The 19034-nt window shown below is 37.1% G+C and carries 17 protein-coding genes; 12 read left to right on the top strand and 5 right to left on the bottom strand.

Features of this window, described 5'->3' with window-relative positions; genetic code table 11:
- The first annotated feature begins 26 nt into the window (after positions 1-26).
- Positions 27-548 (top strand): SRPBCC family protein, encoded by a 522-nt coding sequence (locus EHQ31_RS13010; RefSeq protein WP_135573043.1) that lies wholly within the window; start codon positions 27-29, stop codon positions 546-548.
- Positions 549-561: 13 nt separating this feature from the next.
- Here the strand turns inward: EHQ31_RS13010 and EHQ31_RS13005 are convergent, their stop codons facing one another.
- A complete protein-coding gene (locus EHQ31_RS13005) occupies positions 562-2439 on the bottom strand; it encodes an alpha/beta fold hydrolase (RefSeq protein WP_135573045.1) in 1878 nt (625 codons plus the stop codon).
- 91 nt (positions 2440-2530) lie between these two features.
- Here EHQ31_RS13005 and thyX point away from each other — a divergent pair, with 91 nt between their 5' ends.
- From thyX to EHQ31_RS12985, 4 genes are read left to right on the top strand one after another with little or no spacing between them, the layout of a single operon-like run.
- Entirely contained in the window at positions 2531-3454 is a 924-nt protein-coding gene (gene thyX, locus EHQ31_RS13000) for an FAD-dependent thymidylate synthase (protein ID WP_135573047.1), read from the top strand.
- A gap of 52 nt (positions 3455-3506) precedes the next feature.
- The gene (locus tag EHQ31_RS12995) at positions 3507-4220 is read left to right on the top strand and encodes a FecR family protein (protein ID WP_135574074.1); all 714 of its coding nucleotides are present in this window, start codon (positions 3507-3509) and stop codon (positions 4218-4220) included.
- The gene (locus EHQ31_RS12990) at positions 4217-5614 is read left to right on the top strand and encodes a hypothetical protein (RefSeq protein ID WP_135573049.1); all 1398 of its coding nucleotides are present in this window, start codon (positions 4217-4219) and stop codon (positions 5612-5614) included. Before EHQ31_RS12995 ends, EHQ31_RS12990 begins: the two co-directional genes overlap by 4 nt.
- Positions 5615-5624: 10 nt before the next feature.
- Positions 5625-6914, top strand: coding sequence for a protein-disulfide reductase DsbD family protein (locus tag EHQ31_RS12985; RefSeq protein ID WP_135573051.1), 1290 nt, complete (start codon positions 5625-5627; stop codon positions 6912-6914).
- A 44-nt stretch (positions 6915-6958) separates the two neighbouring features.
- Here the strand turns inward: EHQ31_RS12985 and EHQ31_RS12980 are convergent, their stop codons facing one another.
- Both EHQ31_RS12980 and EHQ31_RS12975 read right to left on the bottom strand, forming a co-directional pair.
- A complete protein-coding gene (locus tag EHQ31_RS12980) occupies positions 6959-7900 on the bottom strand; it encodes an NAD(P)H-dependent flavin oxidoreductase (RefSeq protein WP_135573053.1) in 942 nt (313 codons plus the stop codon).
- A gap of 18 nt (positions 7901-7918) precedes the next feature.
- Positions 7919-8215: a hypothetical protein gene (locus EHQ31_RS12975; RefSeq protein ID WP_135573055.1), complete on the bottom strand. Its 297-nt coding sequence runs from the start codon at positions 8213-8215 to the stop codon at positions 7919-7921.
- Between the two features lie 35 nt (positions 8216-8250).
- Between EHQ31_RS12975 and EHQ31_RS12970 the strand changes: the two genes are divergently transcribed.
- A complete protein-coding gene (locus tag EHQ31_RS12970; protein ID WP_135573057.1) occupies positions 8251-10203 on the top strand; it encodes a PP2C family protein-serine/threonine phosphatase in 1953 nt (650 codons plus the stop codon).
- A gap of 117 nt (positions 10204-10320) precedes the next feature.
- Here the strand turns inward: EHQ31_RS12970 and EHQ31_RS12965 are convergent, their stop codons facing one another.
- A complete protein-coding gene (locus tag EHQ31_RS12965) occupies positions 10321-11358 on the bottom strand; it encodes a zinc-binding dehydrogenase (protein WP_135573059.1) in 1038 nt (345 codons plus the stop codon).
- Positions 11355-11960 carry a hypothetical protein gene (locus tag EHQ31_RS12960; RefSeq protein ID WP_135573061.1) on the bottom strand — a complete coding sequence of 202 codons (606 nt, stop codon included), beginning with the start codon at positions 11958-11960 and terminating at the stop codon, positions 11355-11357. Before EHQ31_RS12960 ends, EHQ31_RS12965 begins: the two co-directional genes overlap by 4 nt.
- A 99-nt stretch (positions 11961-12059) precedes the next feature.
- On the opposite strand from EHQ31_RS12960, the gene EHQ31_RS12955 reads away from it, so the two are divergent.
- The 6 genes from EHQ31_RS12955 to EHQ31_RS12930 are packed head-to-tail and all read left to right on the top strand — an operon-like array spanning position 12060 to position 18992.
- A complete protein-coding gene (locus tag EHQ31_RS12955; protein WP_167481663.1) occupies positions 12060-12878 on the top strand; it encodes an adhesin OmpL37 family surface protein in 819 nt (272 codons plus the stop codon).
- Between the two features lie 3 nt (positions 12879-12881).
- Positions 12882-13544 (top strand): rhomboid family intramembrane serine protease, encoded by a 663-nt coding sequence (locus tag EHQ31_RS12950; protein ID WP_135573063.1) that lies wholly within the window; start codon positions 12882-12884, stop codon positions 13542-13544.
- Entirely contained in the window at positions 13544-14986 is a 1443-nt protein-coding gene (locus tag EHQ31_RS12945) for an MDR/zinc-dependent alcohol dehydrogenase-like family protein (protein ID WP_135573065.1), read from the top strand. Before EHQ31_RS12950 ends, EHQ31_RS12945 begins: the two co-directional genes overlap by 1 nt.
- Positions 14987-14990: 4 nt before the next feature.
- The gene (locus EHQ31_RS12940; RefSeq protein WP_135573067.1) at positions 14991-17441 is read left to right on the top strand and encodes a hypothetical protein; all 2451 of its coding nucleotides are present in this window, start codon (positions 14991-14993) and stop codon (positions 17439-17441) included.
- Positions 17438-17860 (top strand): NUDIX domain-containing protein, encoded by a 423-nt coding sequence (locus EHQ31_RS12935; RefSeq protein ID WP_135573069.1) that lies wholly within the window; start codon positions 17438-17440, stop codon positions 17858-17860. Before EHQ31_RS12940 ends, EHQ31_RS12935 begins: the two co-directional genes overlap by 4 nt.
- Positions 17853-18992 (top strand): carbon-nitrogen hydrolase family protein, encoded by a 1140-nt coding sequence (locus EHQ31_RS12930; protein WP_135573071.1) that lies wholly within the window; start codon positions 17853-17855, stop codon positions 18990-18992. The genes EHQ31_RS12935 and EHQ31_RS12930 overlap by 8 nt, the downstream gene beginning before the upstream one ends.
- The last annotated feature ends 42 nt before the right edge of the window (positions 18993-19034 follow it).

The following is a 19034-nucleotide window of genomic DNA, read 5'->3' as shown; positions in this document are numbered from 1 at the left end:
TCCATGACTTAGCAAGAAAAAAAGTTATGAAACGAATTGTTCTCTTTGCTTTTGGAACCAGTTTTTTACTCATAGGACTTGTTGTTCTTTTTTTAGCTGTCGGTTATTTTCAAGATCCAAAATTCCATTCAGAAACCAGCGAATGGTTAAAGGCTGAACCAGAAGAGATTTGGGCATATATCACTGACGTTCAGGATCTACCCAATCGCCGAAAAGAAGTGGTCGCGATTAAAATTTTAGAAACTAAGCCAGATGGTACGATTTCGAAATGGGAAGAAACACCAGACATGGGTGGGTATATGATTTTTGAGCTTCGCGAATTCATTCCGAACAAACTATGGAAAATCGAATTAATGGATGCGAGTTTTAAAATGCGTGGGTCTTGGACGTATTCACTGGAAAGAAAAATTCCGGGAACAGTAGTTACAATTACAGAAGATTCAGAAATCACCAGTATTCCTGTAAGAGGGGCATATTTTCTTGCCGGCCGGGACGCCACTCTTCAAAAAGAGATGGAACTCATCCACAACCGGTTTAGCGGACGTTAAAGGAACAATGGGATTATTTTAATCCCTGAATCCACTCATCGATTCCTTTACAAATTTTTCGAACCGTTTCTCCATGAAAAATGATTCCAAGGTGGCCTTGTTCATAATAAGTGACCACCTTGTTTTCTGATTTAAGATCTTTTAGTTCTGTTAAACTTTCTTCGGGAACAATTTTATCAACAGTTCCAATTACGCTATAAATCGGCATATTGAAGTTGTTTAGAAAATTTTCAGTATAATTGATCCGACCATCGTTTGACCAGAAACTCCTTTCGTTAGAGATTTGGCTTTGGAAAAACTGCATAATTACTGAGACAGACTCTTCGCAAAACACATCTTCCATGAGAAAATACCATTCCGGGGGCGTGATTTCTTTATAACCCACAAAGTCTTTGATGGTTAAAACTTTAGTTCCAATATTATAACTAAAACTTCGTAAACTCGAATGTAAGTTCAAAATGAGTTTAAAGAATTTTTTTAAATCGATGGTTTGGATTGTGGCTTGCATAGAAAAACTAGCCATACTCAAAATCATATCAGAAATCATTTTATGAGGAAGCATACTGAACCCACGTTTCAAAGTATCAAGTCCGATAAAGTTAGATTTTAAGCTGATATAGTTAGGCGAAGTAATGGAAACAATTCCTGCAATGTATTCTTCAGGTTTCGGTAAATTAAACTCTTCTTTTAGTTCTTTGATTTTTTCATAAGAAGAAACATAAAAGCGTGGAATCATTCCACCCATACTATGACCTAGCACAACTGTTCTTTCGCTCGGGTAGTGCCAACGAATCCAACGTAATACTTCTGGAAAATCATCTTGGATGTAGTTATCAACCGTCCATCCTTCTTTTTTTCCATGTTTTGGCATAGTTTGTCTGGATCTCCCTCTCATATCCATAAGGAAAACGCGGTATCCATATTTGAGAGCGAGTTCCTTTGCTAGTTTATCCATCACAGAACGCCTGCAAAAGAATCCAGGAATTAACAAAAGATTTTTCCCTGTATTGTTCAATTTTTCTGGTGTAAAACTCTTTAATGATACCGCATAACCATCAGTAGTTGGAATAATGAAGGATGCATCCATTCTGTATTCAATATTATATTGGTGCGATTTGAAAATGATGGAAGTAACAGGTTCTTTTTGGTCTTTTGTGGTTGTGTAAAACAAATTCCGCGAATTGGAAACTGTATCGGCTTTTTCAATATTCTTTTGTGCGATATAATGGTCGTTTCCCGATTCCATTTCTTTTGCGACAACAAACTCTATCACATCAAACAAGGAATAAAGTTGGAGAGTGAGTGGTCGTATTTTATCCTCAGGAATTGGATCTTTCGTAATTCCCCAAAGAATTCCAATTGGGTTTTCATTCACAAACAGAGGAATCCCAATAGCATGGTTCATAGTTTCTGAAAGTAATACTTTTTTTTCAGGATGAATTTCTTCTTGTTTGAGATTAATAAAAATAACTTCGGGTCTTAGACCTTTATTAAAATCAATAATGGATTTTCTAATAAAACGTGCGGATTCATTTCGCGGATCAGCTAAATGGATGGGGCGTGATTTTTTTATATATTCTTCAATTCCTGGAATTTTTCTTCGCTCTGCAATTTCCTTGAGTTTGAAGTGAGTGGCTGTGGCCACAATTTTCATTTCCTCTTGGTCGATGACTTCAAAAATCGAAAAGTTAAAAATGGGATCATCGTTGAAGTCAACAAGGGAAACCATTTTATTAGCGAAGGATTGCCATATATTTTCCAAAAATTGGAAAGTAGTTTTTGGTACCGGAAAAATGTAAATTTTGTCCGGGTTTACCATGAGACTTTTATTGCTGTCTCTGGTGGAAATTTTGATCAAACGATCTTCCAACGAATTTTCTTCAAGTGCCATTTAGCATCCTTTCTATTTATGTGGCGATACGGTACGCTATAACTCTATTTTCGACTTTTCATATGCCTGTGAACTAAAAAATAAAGCTAATATGCAACAATCTGATTTCGAATCCATTTCAAGAGTTTCCGTTCCCGAATTAGACTCCATTCTAGGAAAACCATTCCCGATTCTGGACGATGGGTTTGTCAGGCTTGTTGATTACATGGGTTCCGATGAATCCATCGTTCAGGCAGCACGCGTTTCGTACGGAAAAGGAACAAAAAAGGTAAATGAAGACCGCGGACTCATTCGTTATTTGATGCGCCACAGACATAGTACTCCTTTTGAAATGTGCGAACTAAAGCTACATGTTCGCGTTCCTATGGACACTTGGCGGCAGTGGATCCGCCACCGAATGGCAAATGTCAATGAATACTCTACGCGTTACTCCGTAGCCATTGACTCGGCGCAAACCACTCTTCCTGGTGAATGGCGAGTTCAATCGGTAGGAAACAAACAAGGAAGTGATGGATATTTAGAATCATCCAAGGGCGACCACCTAACAAAAAGAGAAACTGAATTCCAAAAGTTTGCTACTGATATTTATAATGAAAGATTAGAAATGGGTGTGGCTCGCGAACAAGCAAGAAAGGATCTTCCTCTTGCTACTTATACAGAAGCTTATTGGAAAATAGACTTACATAATTTACTTCATTTTTTAGCACTGCGTATGGATGATCACGCCCAGTTGGAGATCCGATTATTTGCAAAAACCATTGGCGAACAAATTGTTCAAAAATGGGTTCCGAATGCTTGGGAAGCCTTTGTGGATTATCGATTGAGCGCTTTGAACCTCACAAAATACGATACACAAATTATCCAAGCTCTCAATACATCCGGTAAAGAAGGAGCCAAAAAGAAAGCCATCGAACTAGGGTTGTTAGATGAACAAGGTTCCACCGCTAAAAAAAGCCGTGAACGTGAGGAATTGGAGTACAAATTGAAAGATATGGGTTTTACGATTCCCTGGTAAAACTTATTCGATTGAAATTTATTGATAAAATTGATTGATAAATTCTATCAATATGGTTGTTAGAAGGATTATGAGCCTCAGAATCCTTCTAACCCTTTTTTCTATCCTCCTAACCAGCGTTTCCCTTTTTGCGGAAGAGTTTGCCGTGGCAACGTTTACCCGTGGGAAAGTGAGTTTTCTCTCCGCTACTGACTCTTCCAAACTTTGGAAAACTCTTAAAGTGAATGATGTTCTGAAACCAGGAGACCGGATTAAAACAGGGAATGGATCCAAAGTTGATTTTTTATACCAAGAAACAGAAATACGAATCCAACCAAACACTGATTTTACGCTCAATGAATGGAATTCTGATAAAAAAATTGCCAAAGCCTATGTGCAAAATGGTGCCGCTTGGTTCCGGGTAAATAATTTCAAAAAAGGAAGTTTTGAGGTATCCACACAAACTACAACTGCGGGAGTACGTGGTACCGCCTTCGGAGTGTTCTACGAAGAAAAAGATAAAAAAGGATACACTTGTGTCTGTGAAGGACTTGTAAACATCAATGGTTCTGAATTTTCTAAAGGAACAGGTGGTGCAGTTAAATTAGGTGCTACTGAGTTGGAAAAAAATGATTACAAAGAACTAATCACAAAAGAGGGTGCTACCATTCAGTTCAAAGAAAAACGAAAAGGCAATCCCATGTTGTCAAAATGTCTTCCATGCCACAAACCAGTAGGTTGGGAAGATAATAGTTTTACTCCGGACGAAACTTACGGTAAAAAGTGAAATTCGATTTCAAGGTATTCTTACTTATTTTCTTCTTCACCTATCCAATTTTTGGTGAGGAAATTGTCACAACTAAAAAAGACGAACCAGATGGCTACTATGGACTAAAACTAGGAGCCATCTTAACTCCCACACTTTCTTATCGTGTAAGAGACAAAGCATCGGGAACAACGGATCTATCTCCCTCTGACAAAGCTGGATTTTCCCTCCCTTGGACAATGGTTACTATGTCGAAAGAATGGGAAGATTTAGGGATCAAAGCAGAATTCTGGGGTGAGATTCTCCGTAACGATGCACTGACTAATGACACCTTGGCAGGAACAGGCAATAAATCCAATCCTTATGTGTTTTTAGTAAGGCGAGTAAACCTTGCTAAATCTTTTGAAATCGGTAATACAAAACATCAAATTCAATTTGGAATGTTTGAACTTCCCCATATGTTTTCTGTTTGGTCAGGAAATTATGATTGGCGTTATTTCGATAAATCACCATTAGAATCAATGGGTTTTGCAAAGGATCCAGTGGATCTTGGAATCAATTATATCCTTCGATGGAATTCCTTTTCTGTTCAAACTGCTGTTGTCAATGGGGAAGGGTATCGTAATACTCAGAATACAACTAATACTGGTTATGATGTCATCGGAAAATTAGGATGGGAACCAACTTGGTCTGAAAATTTCAAAACTGGCCTCCATGTTTTAGGTAGAGCGTCGAATGCTTTTGGTTATGCGAGTGATGAATGTCGTGAGGGAAAAACTCGCTGCCTCGTCAGTGATGGGAATCCAACCACTAGAAAACAGGGTAGTGTTTCTCTGAACCAAGAACAAGTGATTGCTGTTGAATCACATTTGGTTTGGAAAGAGACTCTCAATTTAGGTTTGGGTGGAATGGCCAAAAAACAATTGGGTGGTGAAATTGTAGATAAATTAGCACCGTACCAGCCTCCCACAAAAGTAGCGGAATCCACAGGACGAGGGGGCTATTTTTGGGCAGGGCTTGGCAACGGAACGGTTCGACTGGTCATACGCGGAGAAATTGCTACCGGAGGACCATCGCCAGGCCTTCGTGCCACTGAAAGTGTGGAAAGAGAACCTTGGGTGCGATTCAAACCAGGTACCACTGATCCGCTATATTCTGATCAATCGTATTACATCACGAGACAAATTTTTGGTGAATGGTTTATGACTTCTTCGGCGCGGTTAGCAATAGGATATACGGAGGTACGTTCGTATGATTCTAAAGGAGAACCAAATAAATGGTATGTAGACAGTACCGGGGAGGCGTCAAATCGTGTCGAATATATAGAACAGTTTTCAAAACCTGCGACACATCCAGTTTCTGAATACGGAAGATTGGATCGAAGTATAGTTTTGAAAGCCACAGCCACGTTCTAAGAATGCGAGTATGGTATCTGAAATCCAAACCTTTATAGAATCTCAATTGTCTTCTGGTTCCTTTTCTGTTTATAGTTTTTTATTTTTGGCCTTAGGTGGGCTTTTGGCAGGTCTTTTGCCTTGTGTTTATCCTTTATACCCCATTACGGCAGGGATTTTAAAATCTCGAGTAACGAATCATAAATGGTCACATCCCTTTGTTTACTATTTGGGTTTAGCCAGTATGTATGCTGTATTTGGACTTGTCGCAGGTTTGAGTGGGGGAGCATTCAATTCCTTTTTACGATATCCTGAAACTCAGGTTTTCCTTGCGATTTTGTTATTTGTTTTGGGACTCAGCGTAGCTGAATTTTTATATTTTCCTTTTTTCGCAGGTGATTTAAGAAATTCAGCAAATGTAAGTTATGCGAATACATTCTTTTTAGGTGTTGGTGCCGGTCTTCTTTCCTCTCCTTGTGTGGGACCTGTTGTGGTTTCAATTCTTGTCCAACTCATTGCTTACCAAACAGAAGGGATAAGTTTGTTTCCCATTCTTTTTACTTCTTTAAAGATGTTTGTATTTGGTTTGGGTCTTGGGATTCCATTTTTACTCATAGGAGTTTTTGGTTTTGCATTACCAAAATCGGGAAAGTGGATGAAGGCCATCCAATGGATTCTTGCTTTGATGATCCTATATTTTTCTTTTACTTATTTGGAAAAAGCCTTTGTCCTTTGGGGATTGAGTTCTGCTCTTTCTGTAAAAGTATTTTTCATTTGGATTTTGGCTTTGGTATTTCTTTACTTACAAAAGCAAGAAGGTCTTCCTCACGAAAAAATGAAGTTCGCTCTTTTACAAATGGGAGCTTTTACTTCCTTGATTGTGTTGGTTATACTTTTACAATCTACGCTGTGGAAACTGGAATCGGGTTCTTCTCATTTAAAATTAAACTCGGCTCCTACGGAGATTCATGGAAATTTAGAATGGTACCGCAGTGAAGCGGATGTCTATCGGATCGCCAAAGAAACGGGAAAACCTATATTTATCGATTTCTATGCTGATTGGTGTACGAACTGCAAAGAGTTTCAGAAACTTACGCTTTCGCACAAAGAATGGAATGAAACTTTTAAAAATAATGCCATCCTTTGGAAAGTATATGATACCGATCCCATTTTTGATGAGTTTGCAAACAATCCCAATTATCCAGAATTAAAAATTGGGCTACCTTTCTTTTTAATTTTAGATGCTGAAGGAAAGATGATTTATAAATCTAACGATTATTTAGATACAAAAGGTATGATGGAAGTGATTAAGAAACTTTAAGGAAACGAACTGACCTGATTTAGGTCAGTTCGCATAATGTGAGTTTATCGAGGAAGATTGTTGAGAGTAGCTAAGTATTCACTGGCTATCTCTTTTACAATTTCGCCAGCTGGTTTTACTTCTTCAATTTGAGCCACACCTTGGCCCGCAGACCAAATATCTCTCCAACGTTTGTATTCTTGTTCAACGGCTTTTTCACCGCCCGCATGACCTGCGGCAATTTTTTTAGGACCGTCTTCTAAAACATCCGGTGACCTTTCCACTGATTTTGCTAACCAATTGGCAGGGATTCCTGAAATTTTTTCGGTATAAATGATTTCGTCAGGACTAGAATCAATTAACATCTGTTTGTATTCATTTTGCGCTTTTGATTCTGGTGTTGCAATAAAACGAGTTCCGATATAAACCGCATCGGCCCCTAAAGACAAAGCTGCCGCCATTTGTGATCCCGTAGAAATGGCACCAGCGGCAATCACAGGAAGTCCAACTTCTTTTTTCAAATAAGGAATTAATGCAAAAGGAGTGATAGCACCTGCATGTCCACCAGCACCTTGCGAAACGGCAATGAGAGCATCTGCTCCTGATTTTGCGACAATGTTTGCATGTTTGAGTGTGGTAACGTCGCAAAACAAAGTAGATCCATTGGATTTGATTTCTTTGGCGATAGTCCTTGGAGTTCCTAAACTTGTAATGATTAACTCTACTTTTAAATCCATAACCACTTCGAATTGTTTCGCCCAATTCGGGTTATGTTCTTTGTGTAGGATCAAATTGACACCGATTGGTTTTTTGGTTTTGGAACGGATTTCCAAAATTCCTTCTCGTAACTGTTCCGGTGTTCGGTAGTTTAACGAGGGAAAACAGCCTATCCCACCTGCTTCCGAAACTGCCACCACTAACTCCGGATAGGAGACGAGGAACATTGGAGCTGCTATAATTGGCAGATCAATTTTTAACATTTCTGTGATTTTTGTTTTGATTTTCATAAATCTCCCGTTATACGATTATGGTTGAGTCGGTTTTGGAATTAGGTTTGGTAGTTCAGCGGAATATCTTCCAGATCGAGGAATACAACTCATCGCAAAACCTTGGATAATGTAACAGATGGAATCCTGTGAGATACATTTGAGCGATTTTTGGAATTCTTGCCCGTCAATTTCTGTGGCGATGGAATAACATTCCATTTTGTCTTCCACAAATCGCTCTTGGGCAGTTTTCTCTTCTTGGGCCACAACTGTGGTAAGAGACAATAATAGGAGGGGTAGTAGGTAAAAAAGTGATAGGAATCGATTGCGATTCATTGAACGTATCCTGCTGATCCTATAGGAATTAAATTTTGAAAGAAGTCAAATCATATAAATCGATTCACACCTTCTTACAGTTTGTTCTTTATGTGGGGATTCTGTTCCAGTTCATGGGATGTTTGGACTTACAATCGGAAGTTACCCCCGATCGCCAATTCCAACAGTCTATTTATCTTTTAGATCGTTATTACTATTGGTCATCAGAAGAAATAACCGATCCTAATTTGATTCCAGAAAATGATTGGCAAAAAATGGAACCCAATCGTTTGGGATTTGAATCTTTAGAAGGCCAATATTTATATATTAAATTCAGTGATCAATTTGTAAGACAACTGAAAAGTCCTGTCCTTTATGTTGAAATCGCATTAGAACAATTTAAACTATTCCAGGGAAAAGAATTGGTTTTTGAATCCAAATTTCAGGATCATTTTTTCCCTTACATCATTCCATTAAACCAAAACCCGTCTGGTTCTCTCATCATTCAATTTCAATCCAGATATCATGGTCATATCGGAATGGATCGCAAAGTGTTTTTCAAAGATCATTCGATGGCACTAGTGGATTTGTTTATAGAAAACTTTTCTGAAACATTTTTTGCTCCCGTTTTGCTTGTTTTATCAACCATTTTTCTTGGATTTTATTTTCTTAGAAAAAGAGAAATCATATTTCTGAATTTTTCCATTTTACTATTTTCAGCCTCTCTTATAGAAGCATTAAACGGCTTTGTTGGATTTTCTCTCAGTCAGTATTCCTATATTGTAACTCCTCTAACTTATATTAACTTTGCATTTTTTCCCTTTGCACTTTTGCTTTTTTTGATAGGGATTTTTCCTCCTTTCTTTCGAAATCTATTTAAGATTCTTGCATTCCTTCATATCATAGCTTTTTTTCTTTCGATTATAAAAAATTATGAAAATGGGATTTCATTTCTTAACAGCGAAGATGATTATAATTGGGTAATTGTATTAGAAGCAGTGATTGCAATTTTTTCTTCCGTTTATGTATTAATCAAAGGAAATAAAAATCTACGAACCATTACCTTGGGATTACTCATCATAGTTTTTGCTGGACTTCATGATATTTTAGTAGACCTGGAATTGTTTTCACACGGACAAAGAATCATTCACTTCGGGTTTTTTATCATGTTAGTATTGTTTGGTTTTTATGTTTTCAAACATTATTGGCAACTTCTACATTCAATTAACAGAATGAATGCGGAGCTACGGACAAAAAATAAAGAATTACAGAGATTAATTCAAATTGATAAAGATTTAGCATTGGCACATGCACTCCAAAAATCATTATTATCCTCTAAATATAATGAAGACGATAAAATTCGTATCATTGGATTTTCGCAAAACTTAGAGTCGGTGGGCGGAGATTACTTCGATCATACAAAAGATAGTATGGGAAATTGGGCCATTCTTATGGCAGATGTATCGGGACATGGGATTTCATCGGCGATGGTAGCTGCCATGTCAAAGATGGCATTTGTTGGTGCAGGTCCCTATTTACAGTTTCCTTCTCGAGTGTTTCATCTAATGAACAGACATTTAGTGGGTAAAACAAAAAATCTTTTTATTACGGCTTCTTATGTGTTTATTGATACAGAATCTTATTCGGCTACATTTAGTAATGCGGGCCACCCAGGTTTTTTTCTCATTCGAAATTCGGAATCGGAAGTCATACATTTAAATGTAAAAGGAAAACCATTAGGTTTGTTCTCTCAAATCCCTTATGCCGAAGATACGGTAAAACTATTTCCTGGTGATAAAATATTATTATACACCGATGGGATTTTTGACTTATTAGATGAGGGGGGTGACAGCTTCGGTGAAGAAAGACTCAAATCGTTGTTATGGGACAATCGTTACCAAAAATTTCAGGAACTAGCAACGATTGTACAAGATTCTCTCTTTCGGTTTTCTTCCGGTTGGAAATACCAAATGGACGATTTAAGTTTTTTATTAGTAGAAATTAAATAAATAAAAATCTCTAAAACAAAAGTTTATAAGCAAAACGATTTAGTAATTTAAGCCATCACGACTTAGTTTTTCACTAGAAACCAAAATCCAATTAACTTTCTTGTGAAAGTCTATCATTCATAATTCTGGATTGATGATAAACCGAATGGGATTTCCTTTTTTTTCTTCCAGGGCATGTAAAAATTCATTGGTATCTTCTAACTTATGAATTCCACTAATTGACTTAGTAAGACTTAATTTTTTATCTTTATAAAGTTGGATGAGTTCGGGGATTGCTCTTCTGTCGGAACCGTAAGAACCGGTGATACGAATTTGTCTTTCAATTAGAAAAAACGGCATAGGAATTTCCAATTTATTCCTTCCAATTCCTACAAGTACAATCCTTCCTCCACGATTCATTGCTCGAACTGAATTTTCAATATTGGGCATAAATCCTGAAAAGTCGCATAACAAGTCTATGCCGCCAGATTTTTCCTTTAAAACTTTCCCAACTTGCATGTTTTTCTCAACCAATATAAGTTCGTCGGCACCATAGGCTTTTGCGTTTTCAAGGGATCCGCTATCGATATCAACAGCAAAAATACGGCCAGCACCCAAAGCTTTGGCAATAGCAACTGCATGGATTCCCAGGCCTCCACAGCCAATGATGGCAACTGTGTCTCCTGGTTTGATTTCCCCTTGGTATTTGATGGCATGATAAGGAGTGGAGACGGCATCAGCCAAAATGGCTCCTTCAGTAAAAGGAATCTCGTCAGGTAAATTGTGTAGGTAACGTTCTTCGATTTGTAAATATTCTGCAAATCCACCGCGTTGGTTAAAACCTAAAACTCCAATTTCTTCACATAGATTTTCTCTTCCCGCCAAACAGTGTTTACATTTTCCGCAAGAAGTTCCGGCACTGACAACAACGCGATCCCCTTTTTTGAATTTGGTTACCTGTTCACCCACTTCTTCCACAACTCCTGATGTTTCATGTCCGGGAACACAAGGAGTATAGCTAGCTTTCATTTTTCCATGTAGAACAAGGTGTATGTCTGAACCACAAATTCCGCAGGCTTTGACTTTGATTTTTACTTGGTTAGGGAGAAGGGAAGGTAGATCCAATTCTTGGATTTCGAGAGATCTTGAGCCTTGTGGAAGTACTGCTGCTTTCATTGAAAGATTCCATCTAACTCTGTCAACATATCGCTTGCGTCAGTTTCATTTAATTGTTCTAACGTTAGTTCGATTGTATCAGTGAGGTAGTATTTATAATTTTTGTAAGTAGTTAAAAACTCTTTTAGTTTTTCTTTTTCATCATCGGAAAGTCTGTTTTCCAAATTGAGTTTGCATAATGCAAGAACACCAAATGCAGATTTTAATTCATCAGAGTTGGAGGCAATGGTAAATAGTTCCTTTAGATCAAGTTCAGCAAAAGTAGGGAGTAAATCTGAAATGAGTTCCATAGCTCCAATGGGAATGGCGCGATCGAGTGATTTGACATAATTCAGTAAAACACGGTAACTTTTAGAATCACCCACATATGAAAGTAGGTAAACCATTCCGGATAGTAAGGATTTATGGTAACCCCAACTCAGTCGACCTGAGTCGGCTTCCCGAATGATTTGGTAAATCATAGTCCAGGTGTTTTTATCACCATCGGCAGCCAGTTTCATCAAATCCAAAAGACGTGATTCCCAGACGGGTTGGTCCATTTCAGATTTAAGGAGGTCGATGGCTTCCAAGGGGGAAGTGGGTAGTGATCCTAACTTTTGCACAGATTCTTCTCCGACATAATACTAGAATATGAGACGTATATGTCTTTTCTTTTTTATCATGCTAATGTTTTCTGTGTACGACCGAAACTATTTGCATAGATGAAACGTTTTTCGGTCATACTAATGCTCTTTCTTGCGGCAATTGGAGAGATGACACCAGATCAGTCCAGTTCAAAGGCTACTCAGTTAATTCGTGTTAGCTACGGACTTAAGGATAACTACGAGTTTCTACGCATTCTAAATTCTACCATTAGCAACCGCGGTACCGAGGATCAAAAAAAATACTTCAAACGTTGCGTGCAGCACCATATCGAATCCGAAATTCTTCATTTGCAAATGGATTTGGGTCGTTCTTATTCCGAACTTAGAAGAACCCAAGGATTACTCATTCAGCTTTATATCCTCGTTTTAGAAGATGAAATTGATGAATTAGAAGTTGAATTGGGTAGGCTTTCAAGGTTAGCGAAAGGAAAAGAAAAAACAGAAACTAAGTTATATTTACGGTTGGGTTATCGTGAAATCGCAGTTGCAAAACAGAAATTAATCGTAGGAAAAAATATTCGACCTTATTTATATTTGATGAAACTCCAAGAATTAGCCTATTCATTAAAATCACTGAAACAGGCAGAGAAGTATATAGTGCTTCTTGGACTATTACATGATTCGATCGATGAATTTGATAAAGAAACTAGGAGTTTCGCGGATATGGTTCATGAAGTCAATAGAATCATCTTTAATGATCGTGAAAAATACTTACGATTGTTATATGATAGTCACTTTGATTCCTATGGTTCTTTGGATTATTATGAACTGATTTGGAAACAACCCGATCTTCACGAATTGGCTGCAGGAATTCCTGGTTTTGATCCTGCTTACGAAAGAAACCCAGAAGAAGCAATTCCACCCACATTTAAATAAGTTATGCGATCATTCATTTGGGAATTTCCCCTTACAGCAGGTTTTTCATTATTTCTTTTTCTATTATATCCAATTGTATCTATTTTTTTTCCCGATTTGATTGGACCATATTTTATCGCAACACCTGGTGAGTTAGAACCAATCAATTGGATTTTATCCACTTTCTTTCATGGATCAGGTGCTCATCTCCTTTCGAATTTGTTTTTCCTTCTACTACTGGGTCGTGTGGTAGAAAATCGTGTTGGAAAAGCTCGTTGGCTATTATTTTATTTTATGGCTGGAATACTATCTGTGTTAGGTGATGGAATTGTGAGAGGTCTAATTTTTGGTGATAGAACTCCGATTGTTGGGGCAAGTGGGGCTATTTCCGGGTTGGCTTCCGCCGCTACATTTTTATCTCCTTTTCGATTTCCCATCACTAAAACAAAATCCATACCTTTTCCTGTTTTTCTATTTGGTTGGATGATGGTTTATTCTGATGTAACCAATTTGTTTGCGCGCGACCAAGTAGCGCACTGGGCTCATCTAGGTGGTTTTTTTTCTGTCTTTGTAACAAGTTACTTACTCGGGGATAAAGAAAGGAGAGAAATCAGACAGGGCTTTCTTCTCAACTTTACCTTTTTTACATTGACTATCATTCTTCTATTTTTTATCAACAATAGGTAATGAACTTAAAATTTCGAGCGAAGGATTATAAATCCGATGACTCGTTTGAATCCGCTGAATACGAGTATTTAGGCAATGAAAAGGAAGGTTGGGAAATTAAACGCAATGGTGACCCTTACCTTCACCTAGGACCAGGTTACATTCCTCTTAAAACCATTTCCTGTGGCGTTTGTTCCACCGACATAGACAGACGGTTTTTACCTTTCCCTCTCCCTCAAATCATTGGACATGAAGTTTTAGCGGAAGGTCTTGGCGAACTCAAAGGAAAACAGTTTGTCGTCGAAATTAATGATACTTATGAAGCTCGCGGAGACAAGTCTCCTGATGTTTTTTGCAAAGAGGGAATTCCCACGCATTCCCCAGAACGAAGAGTGCTTGGCATTGACCGGCTTCCCGGTGGGTTTGGACCTTATATTTTAGCCCCAGTTCATGCTGCCATTTCGTTGGAAGGGGTTTCTCCCAAAGCTGCTGTTCTTATGGAACCCTTTGCTGCTGCATTACAAGCCATTCTTGCTTCTCCACCAAAACCGGGAGATCATGTGGCTGTCCTTGGACCTCGTCGTTTAGGGAGTTTGATTTTGGCTGCCCTTGCCTCTTACCGGAAGACCAATTTATCTAATTTTCGCATAACAGCAATTACTAGACACGATCACCTGGTGACTTTATCTAAAGCTATGGGTGCGGATGAAATCATTGACCTTCGCAAAACTGACATTAATGAAATCAAAAATCAATTTGATATTGTTTATGATACCACTTCGACAGCTTCAGGTTTTGAATCTGCGTTACAAATAGCAAAACGAGAAGTTCATCTCAAAACAACTAATGGCCAAGTGATGGCAGGAATTGCTCATTTAACGGAACTGGTTGTAGATGAGCTTTCCATTCTTCCTTATTCCGAAACAAATGTTTTGTTTCATTGGGAAAAAGAAAATCGTAAAAATCGAAACGTATTTGTATTTGCCGGTGTTTCACAAAGTATTAAAGAGAATTTAAAAAAACAATTTCATGTCTTCGAGGGAAGTTCTAAAGAAGCAGAGAGTATTTTGAATTCTGAATTGTTTTCCAACCAATTGCCAAGATTCGATTTAGTGGTGGTTTCCAGTCCAGAAGAGTTGAGTTTAGCGATTCGTCCAAATCCAGATCATGAAAATTCTTTAGTCCGTCCGCGCGGTGCCATTCTTGTAGATACTTCAAAAACAATAGAATGGCCGGCTGATGCAGGTTTGGTGGGAGAATTTTTTGCAAATCAAAAAGAAATACATACTTCTCGATGTGGAGATTTCCATATGGCAATTTCACTTCTTCGTGATAACCCGGAGACCACTCATGCACTCGAAACAAACTTAATATCACATAGGTTTTCCTCAGACCAATTGGAATTGGCTTATACAACCGCTAAGGATCCTTCCAGTGTGAAGGTGGTAGTAGATTTTAATTAATTTTATGAACACAAACAAACAGATTCACACTTCCTTAGGCCCGGTACTTTCTCCAGTAGAGGATGGGCTTTGGGAGATCGATCTTACAAATTTAAGAATTTTTTTTGGACTTTCTATTCTCTCGCGAACTATCGGTGAAGAGATTGGTAACCAATTACATTCCTTACCTGGAGATTTATCTTTTACTTATAAGATAAATCCAAATATCAATCATGAATTAGTGGATATGCATATCCAACATGTTCAGGTATTTGCAAGAGCTGGAATTCTCAAAGATTGGGTATTGTTTCGAGAACAATTTGAAGAGAACTTACGATTCGTATTTGGATCTTTTCAACAACAATCGATAGCCAAAAAAATTCACCCGGAATTTTACGGAGAAGATCCAAATAGAAATTCTTCCGTTGCGTTATTGTTTCCTTTTGAGGCTGATTTTATACATCCCTCGGGTTACTATATTTTAATGGAAAGGGTTGCAAGTTTATACAGAATTGGTGACTTTTTTCTTCGCATAACAATAGATACACAAGAAGATGGCTGTCTTAATTTGGCTAATATCAAGCATGAAATTATAAGTGATGCACATGCTCGAACTTATATTGCTGGTGCTTCAAAAATTAGTGAGTCACTCAGCAATGGAATGATCAATGCAGCCCAAAAAGGTGAAACTTTTTATGAAGAAGAAAATAGTCATTTCAGTAAAGTGTTTGCTCAAATTGAAAAAACTCCGCTTGGAAAGCTCACTAATATTAATTTCTATTGGGAAGAACAATATCGAAATTTGATTCTAAGTTCAGATCCAAGTGTTTCATTAACCATTTTAAAAAAACTATTTCTCTTATTGGAAGATTCTTCTGCTTCAAAAAAAATAAAAGAAGGAAACACAATTCGTGCACTCATTGGGAAGGTATCCGTTTATGTTGACCTTTCTCGTTTGGACCGAGTTTTAAATTTTAGTATTAATCAGAAGAGAACCCTACTCGATTCTTCATTTTATCTAAAACGAATGCCTATTTTAGAAAAAATTGCAAATTCCGATGGGCATAATTTAAGTTTTGAAGGAGTAAACGTCTTTTTAATTCATCATGTTACTTCTGAAATCATTTCTTTAATTGAAACTCTGAGGCGATTAAAAGTAAATTCGCTTGATGTCGCCTTCGTAAAGTATGGTGGTAATATTCCACCTGTATACCTAGATATATTGTTGGATATACCTACCGAAACTTTTTTTATGGCAGGTCTTGAATTCAAACTTACCAGGAACAATACACCTTACTATGGAGTTTCTCCTTTGTATAGCGATTTTGAAATCCATTCCACCTTCCGTCATAAGTTGGAAGAAGCTAAATTAGGTTTTTTTGATGCTATGAGAAAGTTGGCAGTGTTTTTGTTTTTAAACAAATTACTTTCTTTAATTCCAAAAAATGAAAAATTAATTCTTATTGAAGATGGTGGTTATGTGGCACCAATTTTAAACGAACGCGCATTAGATGGAATATCGTTTGGATCTATTTTGGATGAGTTTTGGGTCGAGACAAAAGATCAAACGATTAAAGAAAAACCATTTAATGAAATTTTAAAAAATTATGTTTTGGGAACGATTGAACATACTCGAAATGGTTATGATAGACTGGTAAAAGTAAAAGAAGAGAAACAATCATTATTTTTACCTGCCTTTTCAATCGCAATCTCTAATGAAAAAACGATGGAAGAATCCAAAGAAGTAGCACGTTCCATTTTGAATGCATTGGACAATACATTACATGGTATTGGAAAAGCTTTATCGAAAAGAAAAATTTTGTTGCTTGGTTCGCAGGGAAATATTGGAGTTTTTTTAAAAAAATATCTAATTGGTGGTTTTCTTCATGAAAATAATTTAGATATCATAGAGATAGATCGAAAGATTCAATCTGAATCGAAATTTGCAAAATCGGATTTTTTAAAAGTATCGGAATCAGAATTTTCAGAGATAGACTTAATTATTGGTGTTACAGGTGAATCCATTATTTTACCGAACGCATGGGAATCGTGGATACTGAAAAGTAAACACAAACAGTTGTTTATCGCATCTGGCTCTACAAAAACAGCTGAGTTCAGCGACTTCATAAATTGGACAAATGAACTGAATTTAACAGAGAATCCTAAGTTAGGTGGTGACGATTTGGAAATTTCATTCCAAAGAATTTTGGATCCGCAAACTCAAATGGAATTAGGTTCTAAAATTATATTTAGAATCGATACAAAAAAAATTGAAAAGGAAGTTTATCTAATTAGCGATGGAAGTCCAGTAAACTTTTTGTTTTTTGGAGTACCAACTGAGTCAATGGATCCAATCATTTCTCAACTTGCGAGTGTGTCTTTAGGGATGGTTCATTATTATAAATCTAAGCGTCTTCCTAAGCCAGATTTATACGCAGTAGATCACCAAATCAATGTTTGGGGTGATTTACTGTGAGTAATCATGGTTTTTTTCAAATTACACAAAAATTGTTTCTTCGTAATGGAAATCAATTGTTAGTTTTGCGTGATCGTAAGTCAGGTCATGGCGATTTACCTGGTGGCAGGATGAATGAGGATGAATTTTTTTCTGACTGGTCAGATAGTATCTTTAGGGAAGTAGCCGAAGAATTGGGAGATCAAATTAAAATTGATGTAAATCCTGAACCAATTTTTATTCATAAACATAGGGTAAATGAAGGGAATTTTCCTTGTGTGATCATTGCCTACTCAGCCAAACTTTTGGACGGGAAAATTCAGTTATCTGATGAACACGACTTTATGGACTGGGTTGATATTACTACTTTTGATCCTTCCAAACTTTTTTCGGAGTACATGTTGGACGCTGTCCGACTCTATTTAAAAAAATATGCATAATTTATACGTTCCCCCTTACAAGATTCTCCTTTTTATCATTTTGTTTGGTTTTGGATTTTTTTCTGCGTCCATTCTAAAAGATGATCAGACAACATTACCAAAGTTTGATATTCCAAAACCAGATTTTAGTTTCGATTTCAAAATTGATTTAAATATTAGCAAACCTGAAGTAGATGAAGAAATTACAAAACCAACTAAGTCTTGGAACGACGTTTCGATTCAAACAAACGGAACCGATCGAAAGTATGGAAACCTAGTCGGAATTCAATTAGTTCTTCAACCTGAGGACTTTGTGAAAGAAGAATGGTGGCGTGAACGTATAGAAGAAACTTTAAATAAAGCAAAATCATCTGCGATTTTCGATCGAAAAACAATTGTTATCTTGCCTGAACATACAGGGACAGGACTAATATTTTTAGAGGAAAAATCTAGATTTATAAATGCAGATTCATTGGAGATTGCTTTGAAAACCAAAGGTGAAACCTTCTCCCTATCTGATTTGTTTTATTTAAAAGCTGAAAAGATGGCGGATGTTTACGTTCGAACTTTTTCAGAACTTGCTAAACAATACAACGTTCCTATTTTAGCTGGCACTATCATATTACCAAACCCTAAAATTGTAAAGGGTAGTCTTGTTCTTGATTCGAAAGGACCACTATTCAATGTCGCTATTCCATTTTCAGCAGATGGAAAGTTGATGGATCCTCTTGTGAAAAAATCTCTATTAACAGAAGAAGAATTAAAAATACTTTCTCCTGGAGAAACTACTCAAGATCGTGTTTGGGTTGTTCCTGGTTGGAAAGTAGCTATATTAATCGGACAGGAAGTTTTTGATATAAATATTTACAATCGACTCGTGGGAAAACCGATCGATGGATTAATTTCACCTTCGGCATCTTATCCAAATATGAAATGGCAATCTATTGATTTAGAAGATTCTAATGTTTGGAAAACGGAAGGCATACCTAAATTCATTAAATCGACAAAGGCACAAGATTTAGTTCAGGTGTTCTTAGCCGGGCATTTATATGGTCAACAATGGAAGGGAAGAACTTTTAACCTGAGAGATTTTACTAATGAAGATCAAGTGAGATCGGTAGAAAGTCCTACGATCTTAAACTTGTACTTTTAATTTTCTGGAGAAACTGTGGTTTTTTGAATCGTTAATTTTAAG

It is taken from the genome of Leptospira montravelensis (genome assembly GCF_004770045.1).
Classification (GTDB): Bacteria; Spirochaetota; Leptospiria; order Leptospirales; family Leptospiraceae; genus Leptospira_A; species Leptospira_A montravelensis.
This window is presented reverse-complemented; position numbering and strand designations above follow the sequence as displayed.

What these genes read in the sequence shown, in the direction of transcription:
- EHQ31_RS12940 (WP_135573067.1), top strand. Translation starts at nt 14,991, where the DNA reads ATGAACACAAACAAACAGATTCACACTTCCTTAGGCCCGGTACTTTCT.
- EHQ31_RS12995 (WP_135574074.1), top strand. Translation starts at nt 3,507, where the DNA reads ATGGTTGTTAGAAGGATTATGAGCCTCAGAATCCTTCTAACCCTTTTT.
- thyX (WP_135573047.1), top strand. Translation starts at nt 2,531, where the DNA reads ATGCAACAATCTGATTTCGAATCCATTTCAAGAGTTTCCGTTCCCGAA.
- EHQ31_RS12975 (WP_135573055.1), bottom strand. Translation starts at nt 8,215, where the DNA reads ATGAATCGCAATCGATTCCTATCACTTTTTTACCTACTACCCCTCCTA.
- EHQ31_RS12945 (WP_135573065.1), top strand. Translation starts at nt 13,544, where the DNA reads ATGAACTTAAAATTTCGAGCGAAGGATTATAAATCCGATGACTCGTTT.
- EHQ31_RS12930 (WP_135573071.1), top strand. Translation starts at nt 17,853, where the DNA reads ATGCATAATTTATACGTTCCCCCTTACAAGATTCTCCTTTTTATCATT.
- EHQ31_RS12980 (WP_135573053.1), bottom strand. Translation starts at nt 7,900, where the DNA reads ATGAAAATCAAAACAAAAATCACAGAAATGTTAAAAATTGATCTGCCA.
- EHQ31_RS12965 (WP_135573059.1), bottom strand. Translation starts at nt 11,358, where the DNA reads ATGAAAGCAGCAGTACTTCCACAAGGCTCAAGATCTCTCGAAATCCAA.
- EHQ31_RS13010 (WP_135573043.1), top strand. Translation starts at nt 27, where the DNA reads ATGAAACGAATTGTTCTCTTTGCTTTTGGAACCAGTTTTTTACTCATA.
- EHQ31_RS12985 (WP_135573051.1), top strand. Translation starts at nt 5,625, where the DNA reads ATGGTATCTGAAATCCAAACCTTTATAGAATCTCAATTGTCTTCTGGT.
- EHQ31_RS12955 (WP_167481663.1), top strand. Translation starts at nt 12,060, where the DNA reads ATGAAACGTTTTTCGGTCATACTAATGCTCTTTCTTGCGGCAATTGGA.
- EHQ31_RS12950 (WP_135573063.1), top strand. Translation starts at nt 12,882, where the DNA reads ATGCGATCATTCATTTGGGAATTTCCCCTTACAGCAGGTTTTTCATTA.
- EHQ31_RS13005 (WP_135573045.1), bottom strand. Translation starts at nt 2,439, where the DNA reads ATGGCACTTGAAGAAAATTCGTTGGAAGATCGTTTGATCAAAATTTCC.